The organism is Pseudomonas izuensis (assembly GCF_009861505.1).
Classification (GTDB): domain Bacteria; phylum Pseudomonadota; class Gammaproteobacteria; order Pseudomonadales; family Pseudomonadaceae; genus Aquipseudomonas; species Aquipseudomonas izuensis.
In genome coordinates this window covers 23,252-43,681 of sequence record NZ_WTFT01000040.1, presented here as the reverse complement: position 1 = coordinate 43,681, position 20,430 = coordinate 23,252, and the positions used below count along the sequence as shown (strand labels likewise).

Here is a 20,430-nt window from a genome sequence, read left to right as displayed (position 1 = left end):
TCCGGATGTCCTTTAAGCACTTTATCCAAATCACCAAACCGGGGATCATTTTCGGTAACGTGCTTTCTGTGGCAGGCGGATTTTTCCTGGCCTCCAAAGGGCATGTCGATCTGGCCATCTTCCTGGCCGCGATGATCGGCACGTCCCTGGTGGTCGCCTCCGGTTGCGTGTTCAACAACTGCATCGACCGCGACATCGACCTGAAGATGGAACGCACCAAGAACCGGGTGCTGGTCCAGGGCCTCATCTCCCTGAAACTGGCCCTGGCCTATGCGACCGTCCTGGGTGTCGCCGGCGTTGCGCTGTTGTACAAGGTGGCCAACCCGTTGGCCGCGCTGTTCGCAGTGATCGGTTTCGTTATCTACGTCGGTTTCTACAGCCTGTACCTCAAGCGCAAGTCGGTTCACGGCACGCTGGTGGGCAGCCTGTCGGGCGCCATGCCGCCGGTGATCGGCTACGTCGCGGTGAGCAACACCTTCGACATGGCCGCACTGACGTTGCTGGTGATGTTCAGCCTGTGGCAGATGCCGCATTCCTACGCCATTGCGATCTTCCGCTTCAACGATTACCTGGCCGCATCGATTCCGGTGCTGCCGGTGAAGCGCGGAATCCAGGTGGCCAAGAAGCACATCCTGATCTACATCCTGGCCTTCCTCGTGGCGACCTTGATGTTGACCTTCAGCGGCTACGCCGGCATGAGCTACCTCGCCGTCGCCGCGGCCATGGGCATGTACTGGCTGTACATGGCCTGGACCGGCTACAAGGCAGTGGATGACACGGTCTGGGCACGCAAGCTGTTCGTGTTCTCGATCTTCACCATTACCGCGTTGAGCGTGATGATGTCCCTGGACTTCAAAGTGCCGACCGAGTTGTTGCTGACGTACGCGCCTTAAGCGTCGGATGCTGTAACGAAAAACCCCGCCCTTTGAGAGAAGGTGCGGGGTTTTTTGTTGGGGGTTTCTGGTGGGCCGAGGTGCCGCTTTCGCGAGCAGGCTCACTCCCACACTGGGTCGGTGTTGCCGCCAATTATCCGCACAACGCTGAACCCCTGTGGAAGATTCCTGTGGGAGCAAAGCTTGCTCGCGATAGCGGTGGATCAGTTGGCACTGATGCTGGATCGAACTTGGTTATCGCGAGCAAGCTTTGCTCCCACAGGGGAAATGCGTACAGACTCCCAAATAGGTCGACTGTCATGCCGCCAGTCATTGGCGCATTGAATGGAGTCTTTGTGGGAGCGGGCTTGCCCGCGAAGAGGCCGTCGCATCCAGCATCAATGTCGCCTGACACACCGCCTTCGCGAGCAAGCCCGCTCCCACAGTTACCGGCGTTATCCGTTATTTTTGAGGAGTGTCGAGCAATCGCAAGAACCGCTCGCGCACCTGGGTGTTGTCGCTGTGCGCCACGTTGAAGCGCAGGAAATGGCTGGCGTCCGGCGCTTTGCTGAGTAGGGTGCCGGGGGCCAGCACCAGGTCGATTTCCAGGCCTTTCCTCGCCAGTGTTTCGGCGTGAAACCCTTCGGGTAAGCGCGTCCAGATGTACAACCCTTCATGGGGCAGCGACGACACCGAGCAACCGGCTTCCACCAGCCAGCTCGCCACCCGGCTGCTCGACTCGTAAAGCCTGTCCACCGTGCGCCGGGTATGTTTGGCGTAGCTGCCATCGCTGAGCATCGTGCAGATAATCTGTTCCGCCAGCTCCGACGTCATGCCGCCACAGGCCATTTTCAGGGTGACCATCCGCGCCGCCAGTTGCGGCGAAAGCACCGCATAGCTGACTCGACAGTTCGCCGTCAGGGTCTTGGAGAAACCGGACACGTAGCTGACATTGTCCAGCCCGCCCGCTGCCAGGCGCGGTGACGTTCGTTGCTGCATGTCGCAATACAAATCGTCTTCGACGATGTGAAAGCCATAACGGTGACTCAACTCCAGCAAGCGATAGACCTGCGCCGGGGAAAACGAGTGCCCGGTCGGGTTGTGCAGGGTGTTGTTGGTCAGGTAGAGCACGGGACGATGGGCGATCACCAGTTGCTCGAAGGCTTCCAGGTCCATGCCGTCAAAGCCCCGGTGGATAGTGATGACCTTCGCACCATGCAGGGCCAGGTTGGTATGCATGGTGAAGTAACACGGATCGTCGAGCAGCACCGTGTCGCCGGGCTTGACCAGCAGGCGCATCAGCATGTCGATGGCCTGCACGGTATTGGCGGTGGTGACGATCTGCTCCACGGGCACTTCGATGCCCAGGGTCGCCAGTTTGACCCGCAATGCCTCGCGCAGCGGCAGGTAACCGGCGGCGACGCCGTATTCGCCCATGCGCAGGGAGGTGGCGCGAAGCGTGCCGCGCACGGCTTTGAGCAATTCGTCTGCAGGCAGCCACGAGGAGGGCAGGAAACCGGCGCCGGGGCGTAGCGCGCCAATGTCCTGCAGCACCGCGCGGCGGACCACACTCAGCGTGTCCTGAGGTTGCAGGTCAGGGACCGCATCGGTCTTGAGGGTGGTGCTGGAGCGGTGCACGTAATGTCCAGAGCCCTGTCGTGAAACCACCAGGCCCTTGGCCCGCAAGCGGTCCAGCGCATCCACCACCGTGGACTTGCCCACGTTCATCAGCTCGGAGAGTTCGCGAATCGGTGGCAGCCGCGAGCCGTGAGGCAGGCCGCCCTGGCTGATCGCCACCGACAACTGATCGACGATCTGCTGGACCAGCGGCACACCCGGCTGGAACTCGATGGCGGCGATCACTGCGCGCTGCACCTGCATTTTACTGGTCTCTCCGGCAGTAAAGTTCGTTTGATTCTATACGAACTTGCTCTGATGAAATCAAGCGTCCCTCTCTACCATCACCTTACAGACTTTCCTGATTGTTCGCGCCGGGCGCCTGAACAATCGCCGGTTCCAGAGGTGCTGCATGAGTGTTCAAACAACGGTCGCCGTTGCCAAGCCGGTGATCAATATCCGCCTGTTCATGATCCGGATCATCACCGCCGTGTCGTTGTTCGCGGTGTTGGGCAAGGCCAACGTCTGGCTCGACACCGCGACCAACAGCATCCTGGCCCTCGGTTACAGGGCCTTGCTGCTATTGCTGCCGCTGACCTTGCTGGTCCTGGGGCGCCGCTCCCTGAGCGTGACGCTGCTCTGCGCCTCCCTCGGGCTGGTGCTGCTGGCCGTCACCAGCAACCAGGGTGTTGTGATGTTTGCGGCGGCGTTGTTTGCCTACGGTATTGCGATTGCCGGTTACCTGATCAAGAGCGAAGCGGCGCAAACCAAGGAAGGCGCGGCGTACAACCGCGTGGCCATGAACATGGGCAGCCTGCTGGCCGGTCTGATCCTGCTGTCGCCGCTGCTGACTCCGACGATGTTCTTCCTCGGCGCCGCGAGCTTCGTATTGCTGTGCCTGCCCATCGCCATGGGGGCGACCTTCACCTCGGAACCGGTGGCGGCCAGCCCGGTCCGCCACGACGGCAGCGGCTGGCGCAACAAACTGCCGTGGGTGATCGCCGGGATCATCATGGGCATCAAGTTGTTCGGGGTGTTCTCGATCCTGCCCCAAGCGATCCTGCTCAAGACCGGTGAACTGCCGGCCTGGTACGGCCTGATGCTGATCCTCAACAGCGCCGTGGTGGTGTTCGCCCAGGTGCCGATGATGAAGCTGATCGAGCGCACCGGGCGCTTCAAGGTCGTCGCGGTGATCGGGATTATCGTCGGTGGTTTTGCAGTGCTGTCGTCACCGGCCGCGTTCCATGTCGAAACCCTGGTCGGCGCGCTGATCTGGGTGGCGCTGCTGTCGCTCGCCGAATGCGCCTTCAGCTACCTCGACTACTTCTCGGTCAAGCAGAACAACATGTTCGTCAAGGAGGTATCCCTGGGCGTCGGTGCCGGGTTGACGGTGCTGGTCATGCGGGTCGTGCCGGCGCCGTACAACGCCCTGGTGCTGGCGGTCATCGGTGCCGGCGGGATCCTGGCCTGGTACTGGTTCAACCGTAAATCCAGTGCGTCGTTGCACGACTGAGTCATCGCAGCTTGGGTTTTCACTTTGCAGGTCGAGGGCATCATGAATACGACTTCATGTGTAGTAGTAGTCGGGTACAACGGCAATCGGGTTCACGACATCCAGAAGTTGCGCGACCTGTGCAAGTCGCTCTACAACGCCCGGCTGATTCTGCTGGTCGAGCAGATTCAGCCCCATGACGAGCAGGTGGCCGATCACGTCTGCAGCACATCGCTGGCCGAAAAGGACGTGGCGGCCTCCCTTGAACTGGTGGTCGGCTGCCTGAGCGGCGACCGCTGGAAACTGATCGGCGTGCTGCCGTTTTCCGATCGCGGTGTCTTGCTCGGTGCGGCCCTGGCCGGCCACTTCGGTTTGCCCGGCATCACCCGCGCCGAGGCGCGGGCAGGGTTGGACAAGCAGGTTTTTCGCCATCTCGAAGCGACGGCTGCAACGTCGCCGGAAGATTATCGGCCGGTGGTTTCCGGGCGGGTCGAGAGCCTGCCGGAACTGCGCCAGCGGGTGGTCGAACTGGGTGGCAAGGCCTTCATCAAACCGGCCTGTGAAGGTGCCAGCCGCGGCTGCCGCGTGATCCATCACCCGTCGGAATGCGATGAGGCCTGGCACGCGCTCAAGCCTTACCGCGAGGGCGGCATTGTCCTCGAAGAGTTAATCCAGGACGCCCGGGAATACAGTTGGGACTGCGTGGCCGGCAGCACCTGGGTCACCGAGAAAACCACCACCGAAGGCGCCTATCGTGCCGAAATCCAGCAAGTGGTGCCCGCGCCGCTGCCGGCGGATGTGCAGACCCGATTGATGGCTGCCGGTCGGCATATGGCCGGCCTGGTCTCCCAGAACAACGGCGCGTGGCACAACGAAGTGTTCCACAGGGCCGACCAGTTGACCTCGGCCGTGGAAACCAACATGCGTCCCGGTGGCATGCACATCTGGGACCTGGCCAAGCGCGCCTTCGTCGATTTCAACCCGTGGGAGCGCTGGGTGCGCTGGGCCGTGGAAGGCCGGATCGAGCACCACGAACCGGTACCGCGCGGCTATTGCGGCATTCGTCTGCTGAGGGCGCCGGCGGGTGGAATCCTGCGCTCCACGCCCGATATCGAAGCCCTGGCCCGCGTGCTGGACATCGAAGTGGTGGAAGCCACCTTCGCCAAGCGCGTCGGTGATTCAGTCAGTGCGCTTGTGAAAGACAACTTCTCGTTTATCGGCCACATCGTGTTGTTCAACGAACACTACGGGCAGCTCAGCAATGACCTGTTACGCCTGGCCGAGGCCATCGAAACAAGGGTCGGGATCACCAGCCTGGCACCGCCCGTGAGAGCCGTGGGTTAAGCCCGGGGATCGATGTTTTTTGCAGTATTGATCAAGAGGATTTGGAAAATGATTGAACACATGACCTGTGATGAACGCTTCATCGCCCTCGCAAGGGAATTCGGTTATGACATCTACGGCGAAAACACCGCCGGCGGTCATTACGCCCCCCTGATTCGCCATCACGACGAACTGTATATCAGCGGCATGGTGCCGCGCATGAACGGCAAAATTCACTACCCCGGTCGGGTCGGGCTCGACCTCAGCCTGGCGGATGCGCAAGCGGCGGCCAGCATCAGCGCGATGCGCGGCCTGGCACTGATGGTCGATGCCATTGGTTCACTGGATAAAATCAAATCGCTGATCCGGGTCACGGTCTACGTGAAATCCACGGCGGACTTTGTCGATCTCAGCGAAGTGGCCAACGGTGCCTCGGATGTCTTCAGTCATGTGTTGGGCGATGCCGGGAAACATACAAGAACCACCGTGGGTGTTTATCAGTTACCGAAAAATGCTGCCGTGGAAGTTGATATGATCGCGGCATTGCGGCCCTCGGTTCTGTAAGTGGCTTTACAGGGCGTTATTGTTTATCTAGTGTCTGCTTACTTAAATGGCCAGTAAGTCGGGATTCGCGGATGAATAATACTAAAGGTGAGTTTTTTTCTTATAAGGACTTTCGCGAGAGTTTGCAGTCTCCGCCTGTCAGTGCGCGCGTGTGGAAACAAGGTGAACTTGCCGACATGCGCCAGAGCCTTGCGCACAGCGAGGTCGATATTGTCGCGCTGGCCCACGACAATAGCCTCGAAGGGTGCAGGTTGACGCCGGGAATGGCAGTGTCCATGCAATGGTTGATACCCGGCGCGCAGCTCAATGGCCATGCACATTCCTGGTGGCACCTGTTCATCATTCAGTCCGGCAGCGGCGCGTTGACCCTGGGCGATGCCGATGCCGTGAACGTCGCGCCAGGCGACGTGTTGCTGGTGCCGGCCTGGACCCGGCATGGCTTCGTCAACACCAGCGCCACGGAGCCGCTGGCCATGCTGAACATGAGCAACATGCCGCAAATGGCGATGCTCTCCAACCTGGCAGCCGCCACGGGCTGACCCTCCCCAAATTTCCCCCACCCCTGTAGGAGCGAGCTCTGCTCGCGATGAAATCGAAGACGCCGCGGGCTGTCAGGCTTCCCGCGTTATCGTTGGCGACCATCGTCGGAACGCCGCCCGGAGCCGAGCTCGCTCCTACAGGGGCGCAGATTTCCCTGCGTCATCAACTTTCTGTATCCGTAGAAACAGATAATTTCTGTATCTGTTCAGCGTTTATTCAACTTAATACGATCGCTTCCAATGCAACGGATTCATGTGGTTAGTGCAAGGGAGCGTTCTATGGAAAGTACGAGGCTGCAATTGTATGTTGGCGCGGATTTTGTCAGTGCTTTTGCGATGTCGGCATTTGTGGCGTTGAAAGAAAAGCAACTTTCATTCGAGTTGGTCACTGTGAATTTGAAAGCGCGGGAGAATTATAAAGCGACTTATCATGATCTTTCCCTGACCAATAAAATTCCAACGTTAGTTCATGAAGATTTTGCCCTGTCGGAATCCTCCGCCATCGCCGAATACCTGGATGAATTATCACCAGGGACCAAAAAACTGTTCCCCCAAGACATCAGGCAGCGCGCCCGTGCCCGTCAGCTTCAGGCCTGGTTGCGCAGCGATCTGTTGGTGGTGCGCAAAGAGCGCCCCTTTGACCTGGTGTACTTCGGCAAGAAAGACAACCCGCTCTCCGATGAAGCCCGTGCCGCGGTCGACCGCTTGTTCTTTGTGGCGGACCGCTTGCTGCAAGAGGGGGCCGAGCATCTGTTCGGTGACTGGAGCATTGCCGACACCGACCTGGCAATCATGCTCAACCGACTGGTCGCCAATGGTGATCCGGTGCCTGCGCGACTCGCGGCCTATGTACACCGCCAGTGGGATCGCGACAGCGTTCGGGCATGGATGGACATAGAGCGCGTAGCGCCAGCCATCCAGTGACAACTGCCAGCCAACACCAGGAGCGCTGCCATGCAGGGAATGTCGGAGCAGGAAAGATACAAACCCTATAACTCACGCACCATCCGTGACACGCCGTACTGGCACCAGCTGACGCCGGCCTTGCAGGAAGCCATGACCGTCGTGGCCAGGGTCATGCCATTTCGCACCAACGACTATGTACTGGGGACGCTGATCGACTGGAACAACATTCCGGACGATCCGATTTTCCGCATGACCTTTCCCCACAAGGACATGCTGCTGCCAGACGAATATGCATCGCTCAAGCAATTGATCGAACAGGATGACGCCGCTGCCATCAAGCGGCGGATCGAAGCGATCTGGCTGCGCATGAACCCCCATCCGGCCGGGCAGCTGACACACAACAACGCCACCCTCGACGGAAAAGTCCTGCCGGGCATTCAGCACAAATACCGCGAGACCGTGCTGTTTTTTCCCGGTGCCGGTCAGACCTGTCATGCGTACTGCACCTTCTGTTTCCGCTGGGCACAGTTCATCGGTGAGGAAGAGCTCAAGTTCAACGCACGGGAATCCCAGGAGCTGGTGAGTTACCTGCGGGTGCACCCGCAAGTGACCGATGTGCTGATCACCGGCGGGGATCCGCTGATCATGAACACCCGTTCGCTGGCCGGATACATCGAGCCGTTGCTGGAACTGCCACATCTGAAAAGTATCCGCATCGGCACCAAGTCCGTGGCGTATTGGCCGCAGCGCTTTGTCAGCGACAAGGACGCGCCCGAGTTGCTCGATCTGTTCCGGCGGATCGTCGCGGCCGGGAAAAACCTGTCGATCATGGGCCACTACAACCACCCGGTTGAGATCCGCCAGGACATCGCCCGGCAAGCGGTCGAACGCATTCGTTCCACCGGCGCCACCCTGCGCATGCAGGCGCCGGTGATCCGCCACATCAATGAAAACCCTGCAGATTGGGCCGAGCTGTGGAGCGAAGGCGTACGGCTTGGGGCCGTGCCGTACTACATGTTCGTCGAGCGCGATACCGGCCCCAGCCATTACTTCGCGATGCCGCTGGCGCGGGCGTTCGAGATCTTTCAGGCGGCGTATCGCACGGTGTCCGGGTTGGCGCGCACGGTACGCGGGCCCTCCATGAGCACCTTCTACGGCAAGGTATTGATCAACGGCATCGAGACCGTCGCCGGGGAAAAAGTCTTCGTGCTGCAGTTCCTCCAGGCCCGGGACCCGCAGTGGGTCTTGCGTACCTTCTATGCGCGCTTTGATCCACAGGCAACCTGGTTCGACGAGTTGCGCCCGGCGTTTGGCGAACGAGCATTTTTCTTTCAGAACGAGCCTGAGCTGTTGCTGGCACTTAAGCCGGAATTGATACCGGTGCTGCTGCAAACGGCGTAGGACGACGCTTGAGTATTGGGGAGACAAGGACATGAGCAGTATCCCGTTTGATCAACGCGAAGGATGGATCTGGCTCGACGGCGAGTTCGTCGAATGGTCCCAGGCGCGCCTGCATGTGCTGAGCCACGGCTTGCATTACGCGAGCACGGTGTATGAAGGTGAGCGCGTGTACTACGGCAAGGTCTTCAAGTTGCGCGAGCACACCGAGCGGCTGTATCGCTCGGCGCAACTGATGGATTTTGCCATCCCGTTTGAACCGGCCGAACTGGAAGCGGCCAGCCACCAATTGCTGCAACGCAACCAGGTGGTCGAGGGTTATCTGCGGCCGGTGGCCTGGCGTGGCAGCGAGATGATTTCCACCTCGGCGCGTTTCAACCGCGTGCATGTGGCGATCGCCTGCTGGCAATGGCCGAGCTACTTCGATCCGGCGGCACGCATGGCCGGCATTCGCCTGAAGACGGCAACGTGGCGCCGCCCGCCACCGAGCAGCAGCCCCTTCGAAGCCAAGGCGTCGGGGCATTACCAGATCGCCACGCTGAGCAAGCACGACGCGGAAAACTACGGCTATCACGATGCGTTGATGCTCGACTGGCGGGGCCACGTCGCCGAAGCCACCAGCGCCAACGTGTTCTTCGCCAAAGGTCGGACCTTGTACACGCCGGTGCCGGATTGTTTCCTCGACGGCATTACCCGTCAGACCGTCATCGAACTGGCCAGGGCCCTGGATTACCAGGTGATCGAGACGACGATTTTGCCTACGCAACTCGGCGACTTCGACGAGTGTTTTCTGACCGGCACCGCCGCCGAAATCACTCCCGTGCAGAGCATCGATGAACAGCGCTACCGACCGGGCATCGCTTGCCGCGAATTGATTGCCGCTTACACCTCAACCGTCAACGCCTGATCAACCGCCAGGAATCTCACCATGCCAAATCAAGGGATTGTTGCGTCCAAACCTTACGTATCGCTGGGCCATCGCCATGAAGAATTGTCGAGCCGCGGCTGGACGGTTCTGACCCCCGGCGAATTCGCCCACGATGTTGTCGGCACATTGCATGAGTTCGGTCCGGTCATTCCGCAATTCAACGGGCAGACGGCTTTTGCCATCACCCGCAAGCCCGGCTACGAAGACCTGCCGTACTCCCAGAGCATGAACGGCATCGGCCCGCACACCGAAGCGCCGGTGTATGGCCCGCCGCCACGTTACCTGGCATTGCATTGCCATCGGCAGGCAACCTGCGGTGGCGGGCACACTGGCTTGGTGGATGGTTATGCGTTTCTGAAGTCGCTGGAGCGCACCGAGCCTGAGTTGCGCGAATGGCTGGATGATACCCCGGTGGAGTTCGTCGCCACCGCCAAACCCGGCGAACCTGCGCAGACTCGGGTCAAGGAATACATCCTGACGCCTACAGAGGACGGCGACATTTTCCGCTTCAGCTACAACCAGTTTCACTACGGCGACGTGAACCCGTCCAAGGAAGCCTTGCAGCAGTCTCAGGTTGCCAACAACGACTCGCCGCTGGCCAGGTTTGCCGTGCTCGGAGAAGCGTATTTCGTCGAGCACAATGTTCCGGTGCTGATTCCCGACGGCTGCCTGCTGATTTGGGACAACTGGCGCATGATCCACGCCCGCAGTCGATACACTGACCCGGCGCGGCACCTGACTCGCTACTGGCTGGCCTGATTCTTCCGTCGCTTTTCATTCCATTGGCGTACCCGTGAGCGGGTACGCGTCCTACAGGTATCGCGTCATGCAAACAGCAATCGAGATCGCCCAGGTCGATCATCAACTGATCGTGCGGCTCAATCAGGCCTGGACCCGACGCGCAACGGTGTGCTCGCCGGAGAAGATGTCGGTCGACGAGGTGTTCGACCCGTCGCGCCCGGACTACCCGGAGCGCATGGTGCCGTTTTTTCACCACCCGAAATTCCAGGCCTTGAGCGAGGCGCTCAAGAGCAGCGTGGTGACCTGGGGCTGGATCGGCTACAACCTGCGCACCGTGACCGCCGAGGAGCACGTGGTGAACCCGGCGCTGAGCGTCATTGCCAATCAATACCTGGGCAAGGATGACTGGCATTTTCGCGAGGCCATGCAGCAGACCTTGATCGACGAGCACTACCACACGCTCATGCACCTGCGGGCCATCGAGCGGACCAAACTGGAGCGCGCGCTCGATCAGGATCTGGACTTGCCGCCGTCAGTCACCTATCTGCGGCTGCTGGCCTTGCGAGAAACACTGGCCGAGCAATGGCAGAAAGATCTGGCGGCAATCACCTTTGCGGTGGTGGCCGAGATTAGCGTCAACGCTTATCTGGATCTGTTGGCGGATGACCAGAGCATCCAGCCGCAAAACCGCCGCGTGGCTGAAATGCATAACCGCGACGAATATGCCCACAGCAAAGTGCTCGCCGAAGTGGCCAAGGTCATGTACGCCAACATGCAGCCCGTGCAGCGGGAATTTTTCGCACGCACCTTGTCGGTAGCGCTGAGTGCGTTTGTCGCCCAGGACTACTCGATGTGGGAGGCGATTCTGACCCAGCTCGGGGTGGAGGAGGCCGCGTCGATCATTGCCGACACCCGTGAGAGCAACAAGAACGCGACGATCATGCGCGACTACAGTGGTCTGCATAAATTGGCGCAGGATCTGGGCATCAGCGAGCTGATCGATTTCGATTTTCGCCCGACCCTCAAAGCCAGCGCGGCCGCCTGAACCTGGAGGTTCGTATGACTGTTCCCGTGTACGAAGTATTCGCCATCCGTGTCGGCGCCAACGCCCAGCGCACCGCCAGGGAGAATTTTCTCTACGACGCCTGCTGCGGTGATCCGAATGCGCCGATGCCGCTGGATTATTACTTCTGGGTGATCCGTAACGAGCAGCAAGTGATCGTGGTCGATACCTGTTTTCAACCGGCCACGGCGGACCGGCGCAATCGTCAGATGTATCGCCTCCCGGAAGAGTCCCTGCGGCAACTGGACATCGATCCGGCACAGGTCGAGCAGCTGATTCTCACTCATTTGCACTGGGACCATGCCGGCAATCTCGGGCTGTTTCCCAATGCCACCGTGCATTTGCAGGAAGCGGAGCTGCGCTTCTGCACCGGGCCGAAAATGGCCCATCGCACGGTGAACAAAACCTACGAGGTCGAGGACGTGATGTCGGCGCTGCCGCCGCTGTTCGAAGGGCGCATGCGCTTGCACAGTGGCACGGCCCAAGTGCTTCCCGGTGTCACTGTGCATGCGGTGGGCGGGCATACGCCCGGCAGCCAGGTGGTGCGGGTGAACACCGGGCGCGGCTGGATCGTGCTGGCGTCGGATGCCGCGCACCTGTGGGTCAACATCCGTCAGCGCAGCCCGTTTCCGATTCTCGATGACCTGGCCCAAACCCTTGAAGCCTTCAGCGAAATCGACCGCCTGGCCGATAGCGAAGACCACGTCATCCCCGGCCACGATCCACTGATCGCCGAGCGCTTCCCGCACTGGAATGATGATCCGCATATCATCTGCCTGCACCAGTCCCCAACCTGAGAGTCACCCCTACCCGTAGGAGCTGGCTTGCCAGCGAAGGCGCCCGTTCAGACGATAAACAGGTCGACTGACCCACCGCTTTCGCTGGCAAGCCAGCTCCTACAGGATCGCGTCAGCTTTGGTTTTTGAGGAGTTGGCCAAGGGTCCGCAGTGCCTCATCAACCCTCGCCGAATACGGCGCGCCACAGCCAATCCGCACAAAATGACCGAAACGCCTGGCATTGGAAAAGATATCCCCAGGGGAAATCAGGATGCCGACCTTCAGGGCCTCGTGAAACAACGCCATGGACGAATGTTCACGGGACAATTCCACCCACAGCAATGTCCCGCCCCGAGGATTGGTCACGCTCGTGCCCTGGGGAAAGTAACGCTGGATCGCCTCGCTCATGTGCTGGCGCTGTAGCGTCAGGGTTTTGCGCAAACGACGCAGGTAACGTTCGTAGGACGGTGTCCCCAGGTAGGCACTGACTGCCAGTTGCGACAAGGCTTCGCAACCATGGGACTGGGTGTGCTTGAGCATCTCGACGCGCTCGTGCCATTTCCCGGCGCTGATCCAGCCCAGGCGCACGCCCGGTGCCAGGGTTTTGTTCAAGGAAGCGCAATAGATCAGGTTATCGGTGCGGTCCCAGTGCTTGAGCGTGGACAAGGGTTGCTCGGTTTCCACCAGATCGCCATAGGTGTCGTCTTCGATCAGCACGGTGTCGTGCCCGGCGCACAGTTGCACCAGTCGCGCCTTGTTGGCGTCGGGCATGATGCTGCCCAACGGGTTATGCAGGTTGGGAATGACGATCAATGCCTTGATCCGCTCGGGGCCTTGCAACAATTGTTCGAGGGCCAGCAGATTGATCCCGCTGTGGGACGAGGCCGGGACTTCCAGGACCCGCAGGTTCAGGCTTTCGAGAATCTGCAGCAAACCGTAGAAGGTCGGCGACTCCACCGCCACGGTATCGCCTGGACAGGTCACCGCGCGCAACGCCAGATTGATCGCTTCGGTTGCGCCGTTGGTGATCACGATGCGCTCGGCGGTGAGGTGGGTTTTGGTCGTCAACGCCCGGCGTGCGAGGATGTTGCGCAGCGCGATATGGCCGCAGGTCGAGCCCGCGGTATCGAGCAAATGCGGGTCCTGGCGCAACGCCCTGAGCATGTTGTCCTGCAGGGTCTTGAGCGGATAAAGCTGCGGTGCACAGTAGGCACTGGCGAAGTTGACCTTGATCGTCGCCTGTTGACTGGCCTTGAGCACCGATGACACCTGTTGGTGGATGCCCACATAGGCCTCGGCATCCAGCGGCGGGGGCAGGGCGATCGGTGCAGGTCTGGCCGGCGTGTCGGGCTGGCGAATGTAGTTGCCGGAGCGTGGCCGCGCCTCCAGCACACCGTAGTCCTCAAGCTCCCGGCATATCTGCACCGCAGTCGACAGGCTGACGGCGTGTTTTTCCATCATCAGGCGAATCGAAGGGAAGCGCTCGCCGGTTTTCAGGGTGCCGCTGCGGATGGCGTCCAGGTAGTGGTTCGCCAACTGACGGTATAAAGGGGTCGTGTTCATGATGACCTCAGCAGTTGCACCACTGAGGTCTCTGGCTGGAAAGTGAGGTTGACGCTCCACGACCTTCATCAGAGCAGGCGGACCCGTGGTGCTGAAGGGTTAAGGGAAGGTTGTTTCTGGCGTCGATACTGGAAGAGTAATCGCGGATTTGCCCGAATCACGGGCAATAAAAAGCCCCGCGCTGGGCGGGGCTCTTAAGTGAGGCTGTGTGGCGAGGGGATTTATCTCCGTTGGGTGGCGCAGCCGCCCCAAATAGGTCATCTGTGTTTTTTCAGGAAGATCGCAGGTATCGGATCTGCGACGGCTTCGCCGCCGAACGGGGATAAATCCCCTCACCACAAGTATCTCCTCCAGCCACAGATTTTCTGCTCACCACAATGGGGCTGGGTTACTGCGCGGCGATGCTGTAGCCGTCGAACGCAGTCTGCTGTTGCAGGGCGGTGATGATGTTCTTGCGGTTGGCGGCTTGTTCGGCGCCGGTATTGTCCAGGAAGGTCTCGCTTTCGAGCTCGGCTTCTTCACCTTCGCCGACGAAAGTGAAACCAAGGAACTCCAGGGCTTCGCGGTCAACATTAAGGCGTGAGCGCGGCGTGCGCAGCGGCAGGGTGACGCTCATGCCGTCCTTGCTGATGGTGAACACTTCGGCTTCTTTCTTCACCCGCGCAGCCTTGCTCTTGCCGCCGCTCGGGTTGCTGATCGCCTGATGCGTCTGGTTCAGCACCTTCAATGCCAGACCGTAGACGATTTCCTGAAACGCCGGGTCGTCCTTGAAGCTAGAGAGAATGCGGCTGATCGGGAACTTGCTGCTCAAGTCCTCCAGGGCGGCAATATCGGCGGCCTCGGCATCCTTGAGTTGCTTGAGCTGGCCCATCAGCTCATAGGCCTTGTCGTCGTCGAAGCTGTCATGTGCCTGGCGGATCGCGGTGCGCAGTTCACGGATCTGGTCGCTTTCGCGGCTCGACTGGAAAGCGTCCAGCACCATCTCGCTGATGGTTTTGGCCTGTGGCACGTGCTGTGAAAGATTGATGGAGTTTTCGTATTCCGCTTTGGACGACAAGGTGACTACGGATTCAGCGGTGTTGGAATCGGACATTGAAATTTCACTACTTCTTTAAACTTGAATAGAGGCGAGAAAGCACGGGGGCCTTTTCAGGCCGACTAATCTATTGGACCGGGACGGCATTGTCACGGTCCAACAGGCGGATGGGCAAAATCCTTGTCGCTCCGTGCAACCGTGAACCCCTGTAGGAGCTGGCTTGCCAGCGAAAACGGTAAATCAGTCAATGCAGATGTCATCAGATACACCGCCTTCGCTGGCAAGCCAGCTCCTACAAAGGCGCGGTCTTCAGGAATCGGAACACCTGATAAAACCGGATCGCCCGTCCGCAAAACAGGCCGCTGGCAAAGCCTGACGCACACGCCTTGAGCAAGACCATCGGCAGCGTCGCCGCATATTGCGGATGCACTTCGGCCTGATAGGCAAAGTAGTAGTTGATGAAAAAAAACAGCAGGTAGAGCGCCAGGGTCTTGGCTGTTCCCCGCAATATCAGCCCGGATCCCCGTTCGTCCAGCACAACGCCCTGGCGTGAAAAGATCACCTGTGCCGCGACGCTGGCCACGATCACGGCGGTTACCCAATAGCCCAAGGTCAGCAGTGGATGGTCCGTCAAATCCAGCGAATACAACGACCAGACCAGCAGAATCGGCGGGGTGAGCATCAACGAGGTTTTGCTTTCGCGGGTCGGGAAGAGGGCTTTGATGCCCAGGTAACAGAGCAACAGAAAAACCGCGTAAGCCCATAACGGTGTGTTTTGCAGGGTATTGATCATCAGGCAGTATCCTTTGCCAACAATGTGTGGCCGGATTTTACCCGTTTCGCTGAAGATCGCCGCAAAAAAATGCCCCGTGTTCGTAGCAAACACGGGGCATTTTCCGTTCGGTCGCGAGATAGCGCGTTTAGGGGTTCAACAGCTTCTGCGCCCGCTTGTCCGCCAGATGCTGAACCACCAGCCGCCCGATCAGCACCACCAGGGTCAGGGTGATCAGCAGCACCGAAATCGCCGCGACGCTCGGATCGACGTTATCGCGCAGGCCGCTCCAGATGCGTTTGGGCAGCGTGTCGACGTCGACGCTGGTGATGAACAGCGTCACCGCGACCTCTTCCCACGACAGGGCAAAGCCCAATAGCGCAGTGGAGGCCAGGCCCAGTTTCAGGTTCGGTAGGATCACCATGAAGGTGGTCTGCATCAGGCTGGCGCCGAGGTTGCGCGAGGCCAGTTCGATGCGTCGGTCAATCTGGCTCAAGGCAACCAGCATGGTCACCACGCCGTAGGGTACGACCATGATCACATGGGCAATCACCACGCCGGAAAGCGTGTCGTAACCCATCCCCGGTGCGAAACGACCGAGTTTGGTCTCCATGAAGTACAGGACCAGCGCGGAAATCACCGGCGGAATCGCCATCGGCAGCAGTACCAGGCCGATCAGCGCCGTGGCCAGTTTCGAACGCATGTACCAGATGCCGAGGCTGAAACTGGCCGCCAGCAAGGTAGCGATCACGCTGGTGGCGAAGGCGATGGTCAGGCTCTGGCTGATGGCGTGGAACCAGTCAGGGTTGCTGATCAGCGCTTCGTAGTGACGCAGCGACCAGTTGCCTTCGGGCATCGAGAGGAACCGCTTGCTGGTGAAGGACACCGGAATGACCGTCAGCAGCGGGAACAGCATGAAGGCCATGGCGACCACGGCCAGCAGCCGGGTGCTCAGGCTAGTGCGATGAGTGTTCATAGTTGTCTCAGCCTACCAGTCGGTTCACGCGGGTCATTTTCAGCAGCACCCAGATCAATGCGCTGACCAGGGCCAGTAGTACCACGCTCAGTGCAGCCCCCAGGCCCCAGTTGCTGGTCTGGAACATTTGCAGGAACACATACTCAGCGATCATCACCGTTTGCCCGCCGCCCAACAGTACCGGGGTGATGAAGAAGCCCAGGCAGAACACGAACACCATGATGAATGCGCCCAGCATGCCCGGCAGGGTCTGGGGCAGCAGCACTTGCCAGAAGGTGCGCAAGGCACCGGCGCCCAGGCCGCGCGAGGCCATGAGCACGCGTTGATCCAGTTGACGCATGGTCGACAGCAGCGGGAACACCGCGTACGGGATCATCACGTGGAGCATGCCGATGACCACGCCGATTTCATTGCGGCTCAGTTGCAGCGGTTGATCGATCAGGCCCATGCCCATCAGACCGTTGTTGAGCACGCCATTGCTGCGCAGGGCGATCAGCCAGCCGAAGGCCCGGACCAGCACGGAAATCCAGAACGGAATGAAGATGCAGATCTCCACTACCCGCTGCCAGAACGGCGGGCTGAACACCCAGCAGTAAGCCAGCAGGTAACCGATCACCAAGGCCAGGCAGCTGACCGTCATGCACAGGCGCAAGGTGCGCCAGAGCATTTCGTGAATCGCCGGGTCGGTGGCGATGCGCTGGTACTGTTCGATGCCCGGCGTCGGCAGCGAGAAACTCCAGCCGACCACGCCGAGAAACGGCAACACATAGAAAATCAGCAGCAACACGGGTAGCGGGAACAGCAGCAAGCCACGCTCCAGGCCCGGCGAGCTGAAGCGGGGCTTGGGGGCGGTCAGGGTTGAGGTCAGGGTCGTCGTCATGGTCGATGGCTCACTTGGACAGCCGCGTCAGATACTCTTCCAGAGCCTTGGAATAGTTGTCGGCGTACCACTGGGCATTGAGGGCGATCTGTTTTTTCAGGTTCGCTTCGGAGGCGCAGTTGGCTTCCAGCTGCCTGGCCGACATCAGTTTTTCGGTGGCGCTGTTCGACGGCCCGTTGCCCAGCAGTTCGAACAGTTTGAGTTGGCCTTCAGGCGCAAACGCATTCTGGATGAACTGCATGGCCGGTTGCGTGCCCGCCGGGTTGCCTTGCAACACGGCCCAGCTGCTGGAGTTGATGAAGCCGTTGTCGAAACTCCAGCGCACGCGGTTGTCGGTGTCTTCGCTGAGCAGCTTGGCGCGGGTATGCCAGATCGCCCCCACCGAGACTTCGCCATCGACCATCAGTTGTTGGCTCTCGGCCCCCGAGCTCCAGAACGACAGCACGTGAGGTTTGATCTCGTCGATCTTCTTCATCGCCCGTGGCACGTCCAGCGGGTAGAGCTGATCGGCCGGAACGCCGTCGGCCAGCAACGCCGCTTCGAGCATTCCGTTCATCCATTTGTACAACGTGCGTTTGCCGGGGAATTTCTTCACGTCCCAGAAATCGGCCCAGGTCTTCGGTCCGTTGTCGCCGAACTTGGCACTGTCCCAGGCCATCACGTAGCTGAACTGATAGCTGGCGATGCCGAAGTCCGAGGCGAGCGCCGGGGCCACCTGATCGCGCTTGATCACGTTGTAGTCCAGCGGTTGCAGGATCTTTTCGCGGCCCAGCACGAGGGCGCTGTAGCTTTCGACATCGACCACGTCCCAGCTCGGCTGACCGCTGGCCAGTTGCGAGCGGATCGCGCCTTCGGTGGGGCCGGCGCCGTCGATGCGCACTTGAATGCCGGTGTTCTTGGTGAAGGTGTCGGTCCAGGCCGAGCGGAAGGCATTCAGGGCATCGCCACCCCAGTTGACCACCACCAGCGGCTTGTCGGCCGACCAACTGATGCCACTGCGCAGTGCCAGCGGCACCGCGGCCAGCAGGCCCATGGCCTGGATGAAGGTGCGACGGTTTATCTGACCGCCACGGGCCTTTTCGATCAGCACTTCAATACAGTCTTGTTGGTGATTCTGGCGCATGGGCAAGTCCTCGTTCAGCGGGCGTCGCGGTGGACACCGGCCTTTATTGTTGTCAGGGGAAGAGCGCTATTTGATGCAGGTTTTTTGCGGCTTCAGGCCGGCAGCAGGAAGCTCTGCTGCACCGGCCAGCTCAGCCACACGGGGGCGCCGCCAGGCATCAGTGCACCCGGGTGATTGCCGGGCACGGACAGGTTGATCGGCAGGGTATCGCCACCGACCTTGAGCGCCAGATGGGTGCTTGACCCCTGGTAAACCTTGTCGGTGAGTTGCGCGGGCATCACGTTATAGCCGTCGCGGGTCGGGCATTCGCTGTGCAATTCCATGTGCTCGGGGCGCACGGCCAGCACGATCGGCTCTCGGCCCAACGGCGCGGGGGCGAGGGCGTGCAGAACGCTGGTGCCGCAGCGTCCGCTGGCGGTCGGGCCATTGCGGGACAAGTCGGCCAGCGGGAACAGGTTCATCTTGCCGAGGAACTCGGCGACGAAACGGCTCTCGGGGCGGTTGTAGATGTTTTCCGGGGTGTCGACCTGGGTCAGCTTGCCATGGTTGAAAATCGCGATGCGCGACGACAGCGCCAGGGCTTCGTTCTGGTCGTGGGTGACGAAGACGAAGCTGGTGCCGACCTGACGGTGGATGCGTTGCAACTCGGTTTGCAGTTGTTCGCGCAGGTTCTTGTCCAGTGCCGACAGCGGTTCATCGAGCAGCAGCAGTTCCGGTTCGAACACCAGTGCCCGGGCAATCGCCACACGCTGTTGCTGGCCACCGGACAGTTCGGCAGGTTTCTTGTGCATGTGCGCACCGAGGCCGACCACTTCCAGAATGCGCTTGACCCGGCGCTGGCGCTCTTCGGCTGCGACTTTGCGGATGCGCAGCGGATAGGCCACGTTGTCCGCCACGCTCATGTGCGGAAACAGCGCATAGCCCTGGAACACCATGCCGTAGTTCCGCTTCTCGGCCGAGCGCTTGATGATGTCGACACCTTGTTCCATCAGCTTGCCCGAGGTCGGGCTGAGGAAGCCGGCCAGGATCATCAGCAGGGTGGTTTTGCCCGAGCCGGAAGGGCCCAGCAAGGTAAGGAATTCACCTTGGCGAACGTCGAGATCGACATTATCCAGCGCCGCGAAACGACCGTAATACTGGCTGATACCTTGTGCGCTGAGCTGAATCGCTGAACGGCTGGACACAATGAGGTTCCTCTTTTTATTGCCCACATGACGTACGAGGACGGATGTAAATCCGATGTGGGCTTTGGGCTCATTATTGTTAAAAATATCGCTACATCAATGGAATTATTTTGCTCGTATTGGTTAGTTTTATTACTCAATTTCCAATGATTAAACCCACCCTGTAGGAGCGAGCTTGCTCGCGATGGTCGCCAACGATTACGCGCGAAACCTGGCACCCCGTGGTGGCCTCAGGTTTTTCGCGAGCAGGCTCGCTCCTACAAAAAACGGAACTTGTAGGAGCGAGCCCTGCTCGCGATGGTCGCCAACGATTACGCGCGAAACCTGGCACCCCGCAGTGGCCTCAGGTTTTTCGCGAGCAAGCTCGCTCCTACAAAAATCGGAACCGTAGGAGCGAGCCCTGCTCGCGATGGTCGCCAACGATAACGCGCGAAACCTGGCACCCCGCGGTGGCCTCAGGTTTTTCGCGAGCAGGCTCGCTCCTACAAAAAACGGAACCTGTAGGAGCGAGCCCTGCTCGCGATGGTCGCCAACGATAACGCGCGAAACCTGGCACCCCGTGGTGGCCTCAGGTTTTTCGCGAGCAGGCTCGCTCCTACAAAAATCGGAACCTGTAGGAGCGAGCCCTGCTCGCGATGGTCGCCAACGATTACGCGCGAAACCTGACACCCCGCAG

Annotated in this window: 19 protein-coding genes; 11 read left to right on the top strand and 8 right to left on the bottom strand. The window is 60.1% G+C overall.

The window, feature by feature from the left end; all coding sequences use genetic code 11:
• The first annotated feature begins 5 nt into the window (after positions 1 to 5).
• A complete protein-coding gene (cyoE, locus tag GPL81_RS26265; protein WP_150769487.1) occupies positions 6 to 893 on the top strand; it encodes a heme o synthase in 888 nt (295 codons plus the stop codon).
• 441 nt (positions 894 to 1,334) lie between these two features.
• Here the strand turns inward: cyoE and GPL81_RS26260 are convergent, their stop codons facing one another.
• Positions 1,335 to 2,753: an aminotransferase-like domain-containing protein gene (locus GPL81_RS26260; protein WP_160109090.1), complete on the bottom strand. Its 1,419-nt coding sequence runs from the start codon at positions 2,751 to 2,753 to the stop codon at positions 1,335 to 1,337.
• Between the two features lie 148 nt (positions 2,754 to 2,901).
• Between GPL81_RS26260 and GPL81_RS26255 the strand changes: the two genes are divergently transcribed.
• From GPL81_RS26255 to GPL81_RS26210, 10 genes are all read left to right on the top strand, one after another.
• Positions 2,902 to 4,002 (top strand): hypothetical protein, encoded by a 1,101-nt coding sequence (locus tag GPL81_RS26255; RefSeq protein ID WP_160109089.1) that lies wholly within the window; start codon positions 2,902 to 2,904, stop codon positions 4,000 to 4,002.
• Positions 4,003 to 4,044: 42 nt separating this feature from the next.
• Positions 4,045 to 5,325: a biotin carboxylase gene (locus GPL81_RS26250; protein ID WP_160109088.1), complete on the top strand. Its 1,281-nt coding sequence runs from the start codon at positions 4,045 to 4,047 to the stop codon at positions 5,323 to 5,325.
• A gap of 48 nt (positions 5,326 to 5,373) precedes the next feature.
• Positions 5,374 to 5,868 (top strand): RidA family protein, encoded by a 495-nt coding sequence (locus tag GPL81_RS26245; protein WP_096513366.1) that lies wholly within the window; start codon positions 5,374 to 5,376, stop codon positions 5,866 to 5,868.
• A gap of 71 nt (positions 5,869 to 5,939) precedes the next feature.
• On the top strand, positions 5,940 to 6,407 hold the full coding sequence (locus GPL81_RS26240; protein WP_160109087.1) for a cupin domain-containing protein: 468 nt from the start codon (positions 5,940 to 5,942) through the stop codon (positions 6,405 to 6,407).
• Positions 6,408 to 6,686: 279 nt separating this feature from the next.
• Positions 6,687 to 7,331 carry a glutathione transferase gene (gene yfcF / locus GPL81_RS26235; protein ID WP_160109086.1) on the top strand — a complete coding sequence of 215 codons (645 nt, stop codon included), beginning with the start codon at positions 6,687 to 6,689 and terminating at the stop codon, positions 7,329 to 7,331.
• A 30-nt stretch (positions 7,332 to 7,361) separates the two neighbouring features.
• Positions 7,362 to 8,714 carry a KamA family radical SAM protein gene (locus GPL81_RS26230; protein WP_160109085.1) on the top strand — a complete coding sequence of 451 codons (1,353 nt, stop codon included), beginning with the start codon at positions 7,362 to 7,364 and terminating at the stop codon, positions 8,712 to 8,714.
• Positions 8,715 to 8,745: 31 nt separating this feature from the next.
• Positions 8,746 to 9,618 carry a branched-chain amino acid aminotransferase gene (locus GPL81_RS26225; RefSeq protein WP_160109084.1) on the top strand — a complete coding sequence of 291 codons (873 nt, stop codon included), beginning with the start codon at positions 8,746 to 8,748 and terminating at the stop codon, positions 9,616 to 9,618.
• Between the two features lie 21 nt (positions 9,619 to 9,639).
• A complete protein-coding gene (locus tag GPL81_RS26220) occupies positions 9,640 to 10,398 on the top strand; it encodes a TauD/TfdA family dioxygenase (protein ID WP_160109083.1) in 759 nt (252 codons plus the stop codon).
• Between the two features lie 67 nt (positions 10,399 to 10,465).
• Positions 10,466 to 11,425, top strand: coding sequence for a diiron oxygenase (locus GPL81_RS26215; protein ID WP_160109082.1), 960 nt, complete (start codon positions 10,466 to 10,468; stop codon positions 11,423 to 11,425).
• A 14-nt stretch (positions 11,426 to 11,439) separates the two neighbouring features.
• On the top strand, positions 11,440 to 12,240 hold the full coding sequence (locus GPL81_RS26210; protein ID WP_160109081.1) for an N-acyl homoserine lactonase family protein: 801 nt from the start codon (positions 11,440 to 11,442) through the stop codon (positions 12,238 to 12,240).
• 112 nt (positions 12,241 to 12,352) lie between these two features.
• On the opposite strand, the gene GPL81_RS26205 is transcribed toward GPL81_RS26210, so the two are convergent.
• From GPL81_RS26205 to GPL81_RS26175, 7 genes are all read right to left on the bottom strand, one after another.
• A complete protein-coding gene (locus tag GPL81_RS26205) occupies positions 12,353 to 13,783 on the bottom strand; it encodes an aminotransferase-like domain-containing protein (protein WP_160109080.1) in 1,431 nt (476 codons plus the stop codon).
• 388 nt (positions 13,784 to 14,171) lie between these two features.
• Positions 14,172 to 14,876 carry a hypothetical protein gene (locus GPL81_RS26200; RefSeq protein WP_160109079.1) on the bottom strand — a complete coding sequence of 235 codons (705 nt, stop codon included), beginning with the start codon at positions 14,874 to 14,876 and terminating at the stop codon, positions 14,172 to 14,174.
• 235 nt (positions 14,877 to 15,111) lie between these two features.
• On the bottom strand, positions 15,112 to 15,612 hold the full coding sequence (locus tag GPL81_RS26195) for a hypothetical protein (RefSeq protein ID WP_160109078.1): 501 nt from the start codon (positions 15,610 to 15,612) through the stop codon (positions 15,112 to 15,114).
• Positions 15,613 to 15,739: 127 nt separating this feature from the next.
• Complete coding sequence (locus GPL81_RS26190) at positions 15,740 to 16,567, bottom strand: ABC transporter permease (RefSeq protein WP_160109077.1); 828 nt, start codon at positions 16,565 to 16,567, stop codon at positions 15,740 to 15,742.
• Positions 16,568 to 16,574: 7 nt separating this feature from the next.
• Positions 16,575 to 17,447: an ABC transporter permease gene (locus tag GPL81_RS26185; RefSeq protein ID WP_160109076.1), complete on the bottom strand. Its 873-nt coding sequence runs from the start codon at positions 17,445 to 17,447 to the stop codon at positions 16,575 to 16,577.
• Between the two features lie 10 nt (positions 17,448 to 17,457).
• Positions 17,458 to 18,570 carry an ABC transporter substrate-binding protein gene (locus GPL81_RS26180; protein ID WP_160109075.1) on the bottom strand — a complete coding sequence of 371 codons (1,113 nt, stop codon included), beginning with the start codon at positions 18,568 to 18,570 and terminating at the stop codon, positions 17,458 to 17,460.
• A gap of 92 nt (positions 18,571 to 18,662) precedes the next feature.
• A complete protein-coding gene (locus GPL81_RS26175) occupies positions 18,663 to 19,754 on the bottom strand; it encodes an ABC transporter ATP-binding protein (protein WP_160109074.1) in 1,092 nt (363 codons plus the stop codon).
• Positions 19,755 to 20,430 lie beyond the last annotated feature (676 nt).